Origin of the sequence: Bacteroides neonati, assembly GCF_000499785.1 — a bacterium.
Classification (GTDB): domain Bacteria; phylum Bacteroidota; class Bacteroidia; order Bacteroidales; family Bacteroidaceae; genus Bacteroides; species Bacteroides neonati.
On sequence record NZ_HG726020.1, the window covers coordinates 768,558 to 783,015 of the forward strand.

Consider the following 14,458-nt stretch of genomic DNA (forward strand, 5'->3'; position numbering starts at 1 on the left):
TCCGACCATCGCATCACTTTTGTTTCTCGGTCAAGTACTTCCAGTACCTCACTGGCATGTCTTGCTTATGCTTACGCGGATTGAGCCGCTCTTTGATAGCGATTGATTTGAAATAAGTTTTCCAGAGTTGCTGAAAGAGCTGTTCGTCTTTATCCATCATACTTTCGCTCAACATGCCCGTTATCAGATGTGCTTCGGGGCTACCATCCTCAAAGGTTACTTCGGTTACATGGCGCAGGTCGTAATAGAAACCATATTGACGCTTCATATCATAAATGAGCCATCTCTGATCGGCAAACCTGTCTTTAAAGTGGTCGATCACCAACGGAAGGGCATTGTACTGAGGTTCGTAGGCAGCAAAGAAAGTGCCGTCGGCAGCTTTTTGAAAACGAACAAACTGAAGCAGGCGTACGCGCTCCCAATCTACCTTCTTCCATATTTGAGCCAGCTGCAATACATCGGGATCGCCAAAGTTAACTTCGATCGAAACCGGTGAGTCGATCGCTTTGCGTATGTAACGGAAAAGAATCATCGCCACCTCGGGCAGTTCCGACAACCAGCTTTGGGTGATGCAGGCCAGTGCCGAGGGCGAGAGTTTCTTCTGCAAACCACGCCACACACGCCCGGCCTTCTCCTCGTCGGTAACCACCGTCAGCACTTCATCGTAAAACAACGGCAAAGGCTCTCCTTCCGATAGCAGTGCATCGGGAAAGGTTTTGCGAAAATAGGCATCGAATACAGCCGTAAGCAAACCCTCGAACGTGCGGTCGTAAATAAATATATTCAATCGGTAAAGAATAAAGTCAATTGATTCTCATCTGTTTTCTTCTTGGTTGGCTTGGGCAACAGTAAGGTGCGCACCGTTTGCGGAGTCATCTCATGAATGGTCTTCATGGTGAGTTCGTTGGTTGTAATAAAGTATTGCGCTTTTTTCATCACCACCCCTATCTTCTTTAGTTGATAGAAGCCCAAGCGAGAGTAGCGACGGGAGGCAATGATCAGTTTGGCCGACTTTACGCCGATGCCCGGCACCCGCAGTATCATTTCATAATCGGCCCGGTTGATGTCGATGGGAAACTGCTCTGGATGACGCAACGCCCATGCCAGCTTCGGGTCGATCTCCAGATCGAGGTCGGGATAGGCATCATCGACTATCTCATCTACCTTAAAATGATAAAAACGCATCAGCCAGTCTGCCTGATAGAGGCGATTCTCGCGCACCAGCGGAGGTTGTTTGAGAGCAGGCAGACGGGTATCGTAGGCGTTGACCGACACATAGCCCGAGTAGTATACACGCTTCATGGTAGGACGTTGATAGAGAGCGGACGACAGACCGAGGATGTCTTTGTCCGTTTCGGGGGTAGCACCTACAATCATCTGGGTGCTTTGTCCGCCCGGAGCAAAACGCGGGGCGTAGCGAAACTTCTTCCGTTCTTCATTACTCTCCAACACCCCTTGCTGAATATAAAGCATCGGGGCAAACACGCTTTGGTGATCTTTCTCGGGTGCAAGACGCTTGAGGCTGGCTTCGTTGGGTATCTCGACATTCACACTCAGACGATCGGCGTAGAGTCCTGCTTCATTAACCAATTCTCGGCTGGCACCGGGGATGCTCTTCAAGTGGATATATCCGTTAAACCGATGTATCGTGCGCAAATCTTTAATCACCCTTACCAAACGCTCCATGGTATAATCGGGGCTGCGCACCACGCCCGAGCTCAGAAACAGCCCTTCGATGTAGTTGCGGCGGTAGAACTCAATGGTCAGATTCACCAATTCGGATACCGAAAGAGTAGCTCGCGGCAAATCATTGCTCCGTCGGTTGATGCAATAGGCACAATCGTATATGCAATAATTGGTCAACATGATCTTGAGCAGCGAGATACAACGTCCATCTTCGGCAAAGCTATGGCAAATACCCCAACCTCCCACTGTATTGCCGAGCATACCGGGCTTGTTGCTGCGCACCGTTCCGCTCGATGCACAGGAGACATCGTATTTAGCCGATTCGGCCAATATCTTCAGTTTTTCTAATACATGATCGTCCATAGCCAAAAAAACCACACCTGAAGGCGTGGTTTCCAAAATTCTTTTACGAAAATCAGCTTACTTCTTGCTCTCTTCGATAGATACTTTGCGGAATTCCTTCATTGCTTTCTCAATTTCCAAAGAAACCTTACGAGCACGAGTTCCAGCAGCTTTATTACCATTCTCAACCTGAGCGTTTGCGTCTTTTGCGAATTCAGCACAAAGAGCAGCCAATTTTTCTACTAATTCTTTCATAATCCTTTTTTATTATCGTTAATAATGATGGGCAAAAATACATTCTTTCCTGAAATAAATACATAAAAAGAAAGTTTTTTTTGATCCATTCCGCTAAAATAAATCAAAACAAAGATGATTTAAAGTCTTTCATCCTCTTTTTTATACATTTTCGTGCATAAAACCGTTTGTTAATAGCCATCTAAGGCATATCTCCACACATCCGAAGTTGTTCGTTTACACAATGGCTGTCTGTCACCAAATACTTCTTTTTTATCAAAGTTATCAATCTAACAAACAGGCGACGTCCAAAATCAATTCTTTATAATAGGTATAATGAATCGAAAATCGTTTTGCATCTATATATAAAAGAGAGATGGCTCGGAATACTTTTTGGTTTGTGAGTACTACTTCGCACCGAAATAAGCGGAATAGTTGGTGACAATCAAGATATTTACTACTTTTGCAATCATAATTTATAATTCATCATTCATACTAATAAGATATGTCCTTATTAACTAACTTATTCAAGAAGAAAACCGACGATGGAAAAGCTGTTGGCAATGTAGAGGATTTTGTTTCGCTGACACGCGTATACTTCCAATCGGTTATTGCTATAAACTTAGGTATCACGAACATCCGTTTCCTTCCGGATGTAGCTAACTTCAAACGTCTGTTTAAAGTGCCCACACAAGGTGGAAAGCTCGGTATGGCCGAGAAGTCGGCTTCGCGCAAAATGCTGATGCAGGATTATGGCTTGAGCGACACCTTTTTTAAAGAAATAGATGCTTCGGTAAAGAAAAACTGCCGGACACAAAACGATGTACAAGCATACCTGTTCATGTATCAAGGGTTCTCGAGCGATTTGATGATGCTTATGGGCAACCTCATGCAATGGAAATTTCGCATGCCCTCGTTCTTTAAGAAAGCGCTTCGCGGGATGACGGAGAAAACCGTGCACGATGTATGTACCAAAGCCGTATGGAAAAAAGACGATGTACACAAAACGGCTATGACCGTGCGCCAATACAAAGAGCGTTTGGGCTACTCGGAACAGTGGATGTCTGAATACGTATATAACATCATTATCCTGGCAAAAAAAGAGCCGAAACAGAAGGACGAAAACGCCAAATAGGCAAGCGTTATAAAACAGAAACAGATAGTGTTATAAAAAAAAAAGAATCGTAAAAGAGATACGATTTATAAAGCGGAGAATTGTGTTCTCCGCTTTTTTTACTATATTTAGCATCTATAGATTTGTATAACTTCCAAAAACAACCGCGTATGAAACAAAAGAAAATGCTTTCAATCACACTTTCACAGTTAAAACAACTTTATTGCCAAGAGCTTCCGGAGCTCACTTCACTGGCCGCAGAAAGCCTCGACGAGGCCGACTTCAAAAGCCGGATAAGCAAGTATCTGGACGCACAACCTTCGGCAGGAAGCAGTGCAGACAAGCAAATTCGATTGCTACTCAGCTACGATGGACAGTATATTCACGAACTCTCGACAGGAGAAGACATAGAGATACGCACGTTGGCGTTGCTCCGTCAGTTCATCACCGGACAAATGCCCGATACGGATATGCCTACCGATCTGTTCATCGATCTATACTATCAGTTCAAGCGACTGAAACAACCTGAAGCCACTCCTCTTTCGCCCAACCGTATCAAGAACCGCACCGAACGCTGGCCCACCGGACTGAACAAAGAAGTGGTGCGAATCAGGGAGGAGAACAAGGAGCGAATGCTTCATGTATTGATACAACGTATCGAAACCCGCAAAGCCGCGGCCACCCGCTTTCACTTTGACGAGGGTATCAGTTACGAAGAGAAATACCGGATGGTAAGCGAATGGTGGAACGATTTCCGTTTCCACCTGGCCATGGCGATCAAAAGCCCTGCAGAGCTCAACCGGTTTCTGGGCAACTCACTGTCGACCGAAACCATGTACCTGCTATCGCGTGCCCGCAAAAAAGGAATGCCGTTCTTTGCCACTCCTTATTATCTGTCGCTACTCAACGTAAGCAACGAAGGCTATAACGATGAAGCCATTCGAAGCTACATATTCTACTCGCCCGATCTGGTCGAAACCTACGGGCAGATCCGTGCTTGGGAAAAAGAAGACATTGTAGAGCCCGGCAAACCCAATGCGGCAGGCTGGCTCTTGCCCGACGGACACAATATTCATCGCCGATACCCGGAAGTAGCCATCCTGATACCCGATACAATGGGGCGTGCCTGTGGCGGCCTATGTGCTTCGTGCCAGCGTATGTACGACTTCCAAAGCGAGCGGCTCAACTTCGAGTTCGACTCATTGCGCCCCAAAGAGTCGTGGGACAAGAAACTGCGCCGATTGATGACGTATTTTGAAGAGGACACACAGTTGCGCGACATTCTGATAACAGGAGGCGATGCGCTGATGAGTCAGAACAAAACCCTGCGCAATATGCTCGATGCGGTATATCGCATGGCCGTACGCAAACAAAAAGCCAACCTCGACCGCCCCGAAGGCGAAAAGTATGCCGAACTGCAACGGGTACGGTTGGGCTCGCGCCTATTGGCTTACCTGCCCATGCGTATCAACGACGAGCTGGTCGAGATATTACGCGATTTCAAAGAAAAGGCTTCGGCCGTGGGGGTGAAGCAGTTTATCATCCAAACACACTTCCAAACGCCACTCGAGGTAACGCCCGAGGCGGAAGAAGCGATCCGGAAGATTCTATCGGCCGGATGGCTTATCACCAATCAATTGGTCTATACCGTAGCCGCATCGCGCCGCGGACACACCAACCGGTTGCGGCAGGTGCTCAATAAGCTGGGCGTGCTTTGTTACTATACCTTCTCGGTGAAGGGTTTCGATGAAAACCATGCGGTGTTTACGCCCAACAGCCGGTCGATGCAGGAGCAACAGGAGGAGAAGATTTACGGAACCTTGTCGGCAACACAAGCCGCCGAGTTGTCAAGCCTCATAGCTACGGGAGAGGATACCGCCGTACACATCCGCCGATTCATGAAGAAGCACAACCTGCCTTATCTGGCTACCGACCGCAGCGTACTGAACCTTCCCGCTATCGGGAAGAGCATGACGTTCAAGCTGATCGGCATCACCGAAAAAGGCAAACGGGTGTTGTGCTTCGAACACGATGCCACCCGCAACCACAGCCCCATTATCGACCAAATGGGCGAAATCTATATTGTAGAGAACAAGTCGCTGGCAGCGTATCTGCGCGAACTGTCGCAGATGGGCGAGGACCTTGAAGACTACACCACCCTCTGGACGTATACCGAAGGCGAAACAGAACCGCGCTTCAGCTTATACGAATATCCCGAGTTCGAGTTCGAAACAACCCGCCAAATGAGTAATCTCGAGATATGAACCTAATCACTCCCGTCGAACTTCCGGCAGGGTTGCCCGCCATCACACACGCCCAGCAGTTGCTGCTGCTGGGGTCGTGTTTTGCCGAGAACATGGGCAAGCAACTCTCCGAGAATGCATTCCGAACCGACATCAACCCTTTTGGAATTCTGTATAACCCCCTCTCCATTGCCCGCGCTTTGCGCGACATACAAGCAGGGCGGGTGTATGAAGAATCCGATCTGTTCTTTTATCGTGGATGCTGGCACAGCCCGATGCACCACGGTGCTTTCTCTGCCTCCTCGCCGACCGAGGTGCTGGAACGCATCAACAGCCGATTGCAGCAGGCACACAGACAACTCGAAAATACCGACTGGCTGGTGCTGACCTTCGGCACAGCTTATGTATACGAACAGGCTGTGAGTGGCAGCGTAGTTGCCAATTGCCACAAACTGCCCGAAAAGGAGTTTACCCGTCGTGCCCTGACGGTAGACGAAATCGTAAGCGAATACACCACACTGCTGAACGGGTTGCTGAGTCGCTGCAAGCAACTTAAAGTGCTTTTTACAGTGAGCCCCATCCGGCACGTACGCGATGGCATACATGCCAATCAGGTAAGTAAGGCAACGCTGCTGCTGGCCATTGATAAGCTACAAGCAATCTTCCCCCGGAGCACTTTTTATTTCCCCTCATACGAAATTGTACTCGACGAACTACGTGACTATCGTTTCTATGCCGACGACCTGCTTCACCCCACGCCGTTGGCAGTTCGCTATTTGTGGGATCGATTTGCCGAAACCTTCTTCACCGAAGAAACAAAAAGAATCATGGAGGAATGTGAAAGCATTCGTAAAGCAGTAGCTCACAAACCCTTCCATCCGGGCTCCGAAGAGCATAAAAGATTTTTAGGACAAATAGTGTTAAAAATAGAACGACTTAACAAAAAATACCCGTACTTAGATTTCGAAAACGAACTAATAAGGATATGTCGTACACCATTGAACTAATTTCTCAACTAATAGCTGCCCACCGTGTGGGCGACCGTCCGGCCACGATCAACTGGTTGCTAACCGATAGCCGTTCGCTTAGTTTCCCCGAGGAAACACTCTTTTTTGCGCTTACTACCAAACGAAATAAAGGAGCACAATACATTCCCGATCTCTTTGACCGGGGAGTACGCAACTTTGTCGTCTCTACCGATGACATGGCGAGATTGACTCTTTCGACCGACCAAAAAGACGACTGTAACTTTCTCGTCGTTGCCCATCCGATGAAAGCACTCCAGAAGCTAGCCGAGCAACACCGCGACCGCTTCCAGATTCCGGTAATCGGCATCACCGGAAGCAACGGAAAGACCATCGTCAAAGAGTGGCTCCACCAATTGCTAAGCCCCGACCGCATCATAACCCGCTCGCCACGTAGCTACAACTCACAGATAGGCGTTCCGCTCTCCGTATGGCAGATGAGCGAGGATGCCGAACTGGGTATTTTCGAAGCGGGTATCTCCGAAATGGGCGAAATGCGTGCATTGCAAAACATGATTAAACCCACCATCGGTATCCTGACCAACATTGGCGGAGCACATCAAGAAAACTTCTTCTCGATGCAGGAGAAGTGCATGGAGAAGCTCAGCTTGTTTAAGAACTGCGATGTAGTGATTTACAATGGCGACAATGAGATGATCTGCAACTGTGTAGCCAAGTCGATGCTCACCGCTCGTGAAATAGCTTGGAGCTGTAGAGATGCCGAACGCCCACTGTATATCAGTAAGGTGCTGAAAAAAGAAGACCATACCGTAATCGCTTACCGCTACCTGGGCATGGACAACTCTTTCTGTCTGCCTTTTATTGACGATGCCTCGATTGAAAATTCGCTCAACTGCCTGGCGGCGTGTCTGTACTTAATGACTCCTGCCGACCAGATCAGCGAACGGATGGTGCGACTGGAACCCATCGCTATGCGTCTCGAGGTAAAAGAGGGAAAGAACAATTGCGTACTGATTAACGACAGCTATAATTCCGATTTGGCTTCGCTGGATATTGCACTCGATTTTTTGTACCGCCGCTCTGTATCGAACGGACTGAAGCGTACCTTGATTCTATCGGATCTGCTGGAAACGGGACAAAACGCATCGGCACTGTACCGCAAGGTAGCCCAATTGGTACAAAACCGCGGTATCGAAAAGCTAATCGGTGTGGGGCACGAAATATCATCGAGCGAAGCACGCTTCGAGGAGGTGGAGAAATACTTCTTTCCCGATACGGAAAGCTTTCTGGCATCGGAGGTATGCAAGGAGCTCAAAAACGAAGTGATACTGATCAAAGGAGCGCGCTCGTTTCATTTCGACTTGGTGTCTGAAGCATTGGAGCTAAAGGTTCACGAAACCATTCTAGAAGTGAATCTGGGTGCGATGATCGAAAACTTGAACCACTACCGCTCCATGCTACGTCCCGAAACGAAGATTGTGTGCATGGTTAAAGCATCGGCCTATGGAGCCGGATCGTATGAAATAGCCAAGACTCTTCAGGAACATCATGTAGACTATCTGGCTGTGGCAGTAGCCGACGAAGGTGCCGAACTGCGCAAAGCCGGTATCACAGCCTCTATCATCATCATGAATCCGGAGTTGTCGGCTTTTAAAACAATGTTCGATTATAAACTGGAGCCGGAGGTGTATAACTTTCACTTGCTCGATGCGCTGATTAAGTCGGCAGCCAAAGAGGGTATTACGAACTTCCCGATCCACGTGAAATTGGATACAGGCATGCACCGCTTGGGCTTTGACCCAACGGAGGTGTCGCACCTCATTCGTAAGCTCAAGAATCAGCACTCAGTCATTCCCCGTTCGGTCTTTTCGCACTTTGTGGGTAGTGACGGTGTTCAGTTCGACGCATTCACCCGAAACCAGATAAGCGTGTTCAAGCAAGCCTCTGAGGAGTTGCAAGCCGCTTTCTCGCATAAGATACTGCGCCATTTATGCAATACGGCAGGCATCCAGCGATTCCCCGAAGCACAGTTCGACATGGTTCGTTTGGGGCTGGGACTCTATGGCATCAACCCGGTAGACAATTCGATAATCCACAACGTAAGCACCCTGCGCACCACCATCTTGCAGATACGTGACGTACCGGTAGATGATACGGTAGGCTATAGCCGCAAGGGAGAATTGATTCGCCCTTCGCGTATTGCCGCCATCCCCATCGGGTATGCCGACGGGTTGAATCGCCACTTGGGCTGCGGCCGGGGCTACTGTCTGGTCAATGGAGAGAAGGCGCGCTACGTAGGCAACATCTGCATGGATGTTTGTATGATCGATGTGACCGACATCGACTGCCGTGAAGGTGATCAAGCGATCATCTTTGGCGATGAACTGCCGATAACCGTTCTTTCCGATGTACTCGATACGATTCCTTACGAGGTACTTACCAGCATATCGACCCGCGTAAAACGGATTTATTACCAAGATTGATAGCCAAACAGAAATTTTAGAAGCTCAGAATAAATACGTATCTTTGCCACTACTTATACTATACACTTAACGTTATGACAAACTTATTATTATTAGGTTTCCTGCCCAGCGGTTCCGAATGGATCATCATCGGTTTGCTTATTCTCTTACTTTTCGGAGGTAAGAAGATCCCCGAACTGATGAAGGGACTCGGCAAAGGGGTGAAAAGCTTCAAAGACGGTGTAAACGAAGCCAAAGAAGAAATCAACAAAGCAAAAGACGAGGTGGATGCTGCCGATTCGACCAAAACCGATTCGACTAAGTCCGACTCAGCAAAGAAAGAATAAACGATGGCGGAAATGACCTTCTGGGATCATCTGGACGAATTGCGCCGGGTGCTTTTCCGGGTGATCGGGGTATGGTTTGTACTGGCCGTCGGCTATTTCATCGCCATGCCTTATTTGTTCGACAGTGTGATCTTAGCGCCTTGTCATAATGATTTTATCTTCTATGATCTGCTAAGATACATCGGAGAGCAGCTACACCTGACCGATGAGTTCTTTACCAAAGAGTTTCAGGTGAAGCTGATCAATATCAATCTGGCGGCTCCTTTCTTTATACACATGTCCACCGCTTTTTGGATGTCGGTAGTAACGGCTATGCCCTATATCTTTTTCGAAATATGGCGGTTTATTAATCCGGCACTCTATCCGAAAGAACGGCGAGGAGTGGCTAAGGCACTAACCATCGGTACGGTTATGTTTTTCATCGGTGTGTTGCTGGGCTACTTCATGGTGTATCCGTTGACTCTTCGTTTCTTATCAACCTATCAACTCAGTGCCGAGATAGAGAATGTGATCTCGCTCAACTCATACATCGACAACTTCATGATGCTGGTACTTTGCATGGGATTGGCGTTTGAATTGCCGTTGGTAACGTGGTTACTGTCGTTGCTGGGATTGGTTAATAAAACAATCCTCCAAAAATACCGCAAGCATGCGCTTGTGATCATTGTAATTGTAGCAGCCATTATTACGCCAACGGGCGATCCCTTTACCCTTAGCGTGGTTGCCATACCACTCTATATGCTTTACGAAATGAGTATCCTGATGATTAAGGATACAAAAAAAGGAGAATGATTCATTCTCCTTTTTTTGTGTGGCATCCGTTTGCATCCGTTTGCATCCGTTTGCATTCCTGCCATATCTTTATCGCTGTATAGCGAAACGTTCTTATTGATTTTCCTCTTTCACCCGAATCACTGCATTGGCAATGATGGCAGTCAATCCACCGGTGGTAATACCCGAAGCAAAGATACTGCGGATAGCCTCGGGAGCATTCTTCAACACATCGGGCATCAATTCAACTCCCAAACCAAGCGAAAGGCTTACAGCCAATACCAGCGTCTCTTTGCGACCTATGTTTTGAGAAGAGATGATACGAATACCGGCAGCAGCTACCGTACCGAACATCAGCAATGTGGCTCCGCCCAATACCGGATCGGGCATCAATGAAAAGACCGCACCTACAATCGGAAACAGTCCCAACAACACCAACATGGCAGCAATGTAATAACCTACATAGCGGCTCGCCACCCCGGTAAGCTGAATAATACCATTGTTCTGCGCAAAGATAGAATTCGGGAACGAGTTGAACACTCCCGCCAGTAAGGAGTTAAATCCATCGGCCAACACACCGCTCGATACACGTTTCATATACTTCTCTCCTTTAATATCCAATCCCGAAATCATAGAGTTGGCAGTTACATCACCTGTGGCCTCGATGGCTGTAATCAGATACACCAGACCGATGGCAATGAACGAAGAGATATTAAAGTCGAGCCCGTACTTAAAGGGTTGGGGAATGTTGAAACTCATCAACATACTCGGGTTCAAGGCACTCATATCGACTTTGCCCAGTGTAAAAGCCAATGCATAGCCCAAACAAAGACCCAATACGATGGAACTCATACGCAGATATTTGTTACTGCAACGGTTAAAGAAAAGCACACTCAGCAGAACCGATCCGGCAATAGAGAGGTTCTCCCACGAGCCAAACGTTCCGTTGTCCATCGCGCCAAACCCACCTGCACAAGAAACGATACCTACTTTAATCAGACTCAAGCCGATAAGCAGCACCACAATACCCGATACCAAAGGGGTAATAATATTGCGCATATAGCGAAAGGTGCGGCTGATAATCATCTCGATGGGAGCAGCAGCCATACACACACCAAAGATAAGTGGTAGGCCACCAACCATGCCCGTAGCAATAATCGGGCCGATGAAAGAGAAACTGGTACCTTGAATACAGAGCAGTTTCGCACCAATGGGACCGATGCGGCGGCACTGGATAAAGGTAGACACACCGGAGGCAAAAAGAGACATAGAAACGAGAAATCCGGTTTTCTCCACATCGAGCTTTAACGCTCCGGCAATAATCAGCGGTGGGGTAATAATAGCCACAAAGATAGCCAGCAAATGCTGCAAGGCAGCAAAGAAAGCATCTTTAAACGGCGGACGGTCTTCGATACCGTAAATCAAATCTGTTTTCATCCGATTCTTAATTTAGCGTCCATTTAAGTGCCAGAGTCGGAGTAACAAACGCACGTCCTTTGTAAAAGTTATCGGTAATTTCGAGTTCAGTACCTACGCTCAGGTTGAACTTTTCATTAACACCTTTCAAACGGTTTAGGTTCACCCAGAACTGAGGCTCGGCCATAAACGTCATTGTAGAACCAAACCAAGTTTTCTCTCTCCAATAATCGGCAAATCCGGAGAAGGTATAGAGGTTATTGCACATATTCATATACCAGGTAGCGGTTAACTGAAAGTTATTAGGCGATTGGTTTTTCTGGATATATTTATACATGGCACTGAGCGAGAAGCCACGCGAGAAGTTCGCATTATTATACGTATAGGTAAGACCTGCCAAGTACGCATTGTTGATCGAATACTGTTTGGCAAGCCCGCCATTGTACTCAAGGTGAATAGAAAAAGGAGCTTTCCAGAACTGAAGTTCACGGCTTATTTCCCAGTAAGCCTGCTCTACACCGTTGGAATTATAATCCATATCGACAAAGAAGAAGGTACTACCCCAGTTATCGGGCTGAAACTTCTCTACGGTAGTAGTAAAGTGCGGACGAGCCACCATGTCTTTATCGTAAAGAGAGCGTCCGAAATCATAGTGTAACTGAATGTTTTGTGCGTGTAGAGCCACTGTAGCGGTTAGAAGTAGAAGAAATAGAAGTGTAATTCGTCTCATAGTTCAATGTTTATAATAAATTAAGGGTGCGAAAATAGTTAATTAATTTAATAAATCGCGATATTTGCACGAAAAAGAACTGAGATTATGGAACAGCCGTTAGTTGAAAAGCATCCGTTAGCCCCCTTTTTGCCTGCTCAAGCTAAACTATTGATGCTGGGTAGTTTTCCACCACAAAAGAAAAGATGGTCGATGGACTTTTACTATCCAAACTTAAACAATGATATGTGGCGCATTGTCGGGATGCTATTCTTCGACAATAAAGATTACTTTCTCAACGAGAGCCGCAAAGCCTTTTGTGCCGATCCCATCATACATTTTCTCGAACAACGGGGCATTGCTATATTCGACACCGCCACTTCAATTCGCCGCTTACAGGACAATGCTTCGGATAAGTTTCTCGAAGTAGTAGAACCGACCGATATCGCCCGGTTACTTCACGAGCTTCCGCAATGCAAAGCCATCGTGACTACGGGACAGAAGGCAACCGACACTTTGCGGCAACAACTATCTGTTGCCGAACCCAAGGTAGGCGACTTTAGCGAATTCGTTTTCGAAGGTCGTGCCATGAGGCTCTATCGTATGCCCTCTTCGTCGCGTGCCTATCCATTGGCATTGGTCAAGAAAGCGGCTGCTTATCGCATCATGTTTCAGGATTTACAAATGCTTTGATACACTTTTAAAATACAAACAGATGAAACCAATCTTTTTGCAATATCCAGCCTGTAGTACTTGCCAGAAAGCAAAGAAATGGCTGACGGAAAACAACATGGAGTACACGAACCGCCTCATCGTCGAAGATCGTCCCACCGTAGCGGAGCTAACCCAATGGATTTCACAAAGCGGACTCCCGATTAAGCGTTTCTTCAATACCAGCGGCGTGGTATATAAAGAGCTAAAGCTCAGCGAAAAGCTATCTTCGATGAGCGACGAAGAGCAAATAGCTTTACTTGCCACCAATGGTAAACTGGTGAAGCGTCCTCTGCTGGTTACCGACAAGCAAGTGCTTGTAGGCTTTAAGGCCGATGAATGGGAAAGATTAAAATAATTAATCATTTCTTTACGAAAGTTCTTGGAAGTTCGAAAAGTTCTATTACCTTTGCACCCGCAATTACGGGAGTAGCTCAGTTGGTAGAGCACCGGTCTCCAAAACCGGGTGTCGGGAGTTCGAGCCTCTCCTCCCGTGCAAAGAGCGCTATAAATCATCGATTTATAGCGCTCTTTCTTTATCCGATCAACGGTTTATCAAATTAGTTCGTAGCTACTGCTTTGTATCGGCATATCCAGATTATGCAACACCTTCTCCAATAGAATACCTTCCCGGTTATCATATTCATAGCCAAACGTAGCGCGAATGCCTTGCAAAATAAACTGTGTAGCCCGGTCGAGCGCGATAGGCAGGCTATCACCCTGCATCAACGCACCGGTAATGACACTGGTAAAGGTGTCTCCCGTGCCGGGATAATGGGCGGGCAAGTAAGGGCAAGTCACCTTCCAGTACCGGTTGCCTTGCCTGTTGTAAGCATAGACCGAAGTTTTATGGCTGTCGCTCAGTACGGGCACACTGGTAATGATAACTATCTCGGGGCCCATATCAGAGAGGTGACGAAGATAATGCTTCAGCTCTTCGTCGGTATTCTTTTCTTTATGGGGTTCGCCCAATAAGTAAAACAGTTCGGTCATATTGGGGGTAATCACATCGGCTTTGGTGATGAGTTGCCGCATCTGCTGCACCATTGTTTCGTCGAAGTTGGTATAAAGCTTACCGTTATCGCCCAACACCGGATCGACTACCACCAAGCTGTCATTGCGGCGAAAATCGTCGATAAAGTCGCACACAACCTGTACCTGCCGGGGCGAACCCAGATAGCCTGTATAGAAGGCATCGAACTGAAAGCCCAATCGTGTCCACTCGGAAATAATGCGAGGCATCTCATCCGTGAGGTCGAGAAAGGTAAAGTCGGGGTATTGCGTATGGTTAGACAAGATGGCCGTAGGAAGCGGACAGACCTGAAAACCCATGGAAGAGAGAACCGGAATAACGACCGTAAGAGAGACCCGACCTACTCCTGAGAGGTCGTGTACTGCTGCTATTTTCTTTACTTTATTTGCATACATGCTGGTTCG

Annotated in this window: 14 protein-coding genes and 1 tRNA gene; 9 read left to right on the plus strand and 6 right to left on the minus strand. The window is 47.3% G+C overall.

The window, feature by feature from the left end:
* Positions 1-13: 13 nt before the first annotated feature.
* From TY03_RS06255 to TY03_RS06265, 3 genes are read right to left on the minus strand one after another with little or no spacing between them, the layout of a single operon-like run.
* The gene (locus TY03_RS06255; RefSeq protein WP_042368304.1) at positions 14-787 is read right to left on the minus strand and encodes a TIGR03915 family putative DNA repair protein; all 774 of its coding nucleotides are present in this window, start codon (positions 785-787) and stop codon (positions 14-16) included.
* Complete coding sequence (locus TY03_RS06260) at positions 784-2,049, minus strand: putative DNA modification/repair radical SAM protein (RefSeq protein ID WP_042368305.1); 1,266 nt, start codon at positions 2,047-2,049, stop codon at positions 784-786. Before TY03_RS06260 ends, TY03_RS06255 begins: the two co-directional genes overlap by 4 nt.
* Positions 2,050-2,106: 57 nt before the next feature.
* On the minus strand, positions 2,107-2,283 hold the full coding sequence (locus tag TY03_RS06265) for a histone H1 (protein WP_042368308.1): 177 nt from the start codon (positions 2,281-2,283) through the stop codon (positions 2,107-2,109).
* A 484-nt stretch (positions 2,284-2,767) separates the two neighbouring features.
* Between TY03_RS06265 and TY03_RS06270 the strand changes: the two genes are divergently transcribed.
* The 6 genes from TY03_RS06270 to tatC all read left to right on the plus strand — a co-directional run bounded on the left by TY03_RS06270 (position 2,768) and on the right by tatC (position 10,206).
* Complete coding sequence (locus TY03_RS06270) at positions 2,768-3,397, plus strand: hypothetical protein (protein ID WP_042368310.1); 630 nt, start codon at positions 2,768-2,770, stop codon at positions 3,395-3,397.
* 149 nt (positions 3,398-3,546) lie between these two features.
* The gene (locus TY03_RS06275) at positions 3,547-5,640 is read left to right on the plus strand and encodes a KamA family radical SAM protein (protein WP_042368311.1); all 2,094 of its coding nucleotides are present in this window, start codon (positions 3,547-3,549) and stop codon (positions 5,638-5,640) included.
* Positions 5,637-6,626, plus strand: a complete 990-nt coding sequence (locus tag TY03_RS06280; protein ID WP_042368312.1) for a GSCFA domain-containing protein — start codon at positions 5,637-5,639, stop codon at positions 6,624-6,626. Before TY03_RS06275 ends, TY03_RS06280 begins: the two co-directional genes overlap by 4 nt.
* The gene (locus tag TY03_RS06285; RefSeq protein ID WP_042368313.1) at positions 6,605-9,088 is read left to right on the plus strand and encodes a bifunctional UDP-N-acetylmuramoyl-tripeptide:D-alanyl-D-alanine ligase/alanine racemase; all 2,484 of its coding nucleotides are present in this window, start codon (positions 6,605-6,607) and stop codon (positions 9,086-9,088) included. Before TY03_RS06280 ends, TY03_RS06285 begins: the two co-directional genes overlap by 22 nt.
* Positions 9,089-9,162: 74 nt before the next feature.
* Positions 9,163-9,414 (plus strand): Sec-independent protein translocase subunit TatA/TatB, encoded by a 252-nt coding sequence (locus tag TY03_RS06290; RefSeq protein WP_042368314.1) that lies wholly within the window; start codon positions 9,163-9,165, stop codon positions 9,412-9,414.
* Positions 9,415-9,417: 3 nt separating this feature from the next.
* Positions 9,418-10,206, plus strand: a complete 789-nt coding sequence (tatC, locus tag TY03_RS06295) for a twin-arginine translocase subunit TatC (protein WP_042368316.1) — start codon at positions 9,418-9,420, stop codon at positions 10,204-10,206.
* 93 nt (positions 10,207-10,299) lie between these two features.
* Here the strand turns inward: tatC and TY03_RS06300 are convergent, their stop codons facing one another.
* Together TY03_RS06300 and TY03_RS06305 are read right to left on the minus strand one after the other, a co-directional pair.
* Positions 10,300-11,622, minus strand: a complete 1,323-nt coding sequence (locus tag TY03_RS06300) for a nucleobase:cation symporter-2 family protein (RefSeq protein WP_042368318.1) — start codon at positions 11,620-11,622, stop codon at positions 10,300-10,302.
* Between the two features lie 7 nt (positions 11,623-11,629).
* Positions 11,630-12,331, minus strand: a complete 702-nt coding sequence (locus TY03_RS06305) for a nucleoside-specific channel-forming Tsx family protein (protein WP_042368321.1) — start codon at positions 12,329-12,331, stop codon at positions 11,630-11,632.
* A gap of 87 nt (positions 12,332-12,418) precedes the next feature.
* Between TY03_RS06305 and TY03_RS06310 the strand changes: the two genes are divergently transcribed.
* The 3 genes from TY03_RS06310 to TY03_RS06320 all read left to right on the plus strand — a co-directional run bounded on the left by TY03_RS06310 (position 12,419) and on the right by TY03_RS06320 (position 13,517).
* Entirely contained in the window at positions 12,419-13,003 is a 585-nt protein-coding gene (locus TY03_RS06310; RefSeq protein WP_042368323.1) for a uracil-DNA glycosylase family protein, read from the plus strand.
* Positions 13,004-13,025: 22 nt separating this feature from the next.
* Positions 13,026-13,379: an arsenate reductase family protein gene (locus TY03_RS06315; protein ID WP_042368325.1), complete on the plus strand. Its 354-nt coding sequence runs from the start codon at positions 13,026-13,028 to the stop codon at positions 13,377-13,379.
* A gap of 65 nt (positions 13,380-13,444) precedes the next feature.
* Positions 13,445-13,517: transfer RNA gene (locus tag TY03_RS06320), tRNA-Trp, on the plus strand.
* 59 nt (positions 13,518-13,576) lie between these two features.
* On the opposite strand, the gene TY03_RS06325 is transcribed toward TY03_RS06320, so the two are convergent.
* Positions 13,577-14,449 (minus strand): pyridoxamine kinase, encoded by an 873-nt coding sequence (locus TY03_RS06325; RefSeq protein WP_042368328.1) that lies wholly within the window; start codon positions 14,447-14,449, stop codon positions 13,577-13,579.
* Positions 14,450-14,458 lie beyond the last annotated feature (9 nt).

Bases quoted from the DNA above. Each gene is read 5' to 3' on its own strand.
- TY03_RS06305 (WP_042368321.1), bottom strand. From the start codon at position 12,331: ATGAGACGAATTACACTTCTATTTCTTCTACTTCTAACCGCTACAGTG.
- TY03_RS06280 (WP_042368312.1), top strand. From the start codon at position 5,637: ATGAACCTAATCACTCCCGTCGAACTTCCGGCAGGGTTGCCCGCCATC.
- TY03_RS06300 (WP_042368318.1), bottom strand. From the start codon at position 11,622: ATGAAAACAGATTTGATTTACGGTATCGAAGACCGTCCGCCGTTTAAA.
- TY03_RS06290 (WP_042368314.1), top strand. From the start codon at position 9,163: ATGACAAACTTATTATTATTAGGTTTCCTGCCCAGCGGTTCCGAATGG.
- tatC (WP_042368316.1), top strand. From the start codon at position 9,418: ATGGCGGAAATGACCTTCTGGGATCATCTGGACGAATTGCGCCGGGTG.
- TY03_RS06325 (WP_042368328.1), bottom strand. From the start codon at position 14,449: ATGTATGCAAATAAAGTAAAGAAAATAGCAGCAGTACACGACCTCTCA.
- TY03_RS06265 (WP_042368308.1), bottom strand. From the start codon at position 2,283: ATGAAAGAATTAGTAGAAAAATTGGCTGCTCTTTGTGCTGAATTCGCA.
- TY03_RS06310 (WP_042368323.1), top strand. From the start codon at position 12,419: ATGGAACAGCCGTTAGTTGAAAAGCATCCGTTAGCCCCCTTTTTGCCT.
- TY03_RS06315 (WP_042368325.1), top strand. From the start codon at position 13,026: ATGAAACCAATCTTTTTGCAATATCCAGCCTGTAGTACTTGCCAGAAA.
- TY03_RS06270 (WP_042368310.1), top strand. From the start codon at position 2,768: ATGTCCTTATTAACTAACTTATTCAAGAAGAAAACCGACGATGGAAAA.
- TY03_RS06260 (WP_042368305.1), bottom strand. From the start codon at position 2,049: ATGGACGATCATGTATTAGAAAAACTGAAGATATTGGCCGAATCGGCT.
- TY03_RS06275 (WP_042368311.1), top strand. From the start codon at position 3,547: ATGAAACAAAAGAAAATGCTTTCAATCACACTTTCACAGTTAAAACAA.
- TY03_RS06285 (WP_042368313.1), top strand. From the start codon at position 6,605: ATGTCGTACACCATTGAACTAATTTCTCAACTAATAGCTGCCCACCGT.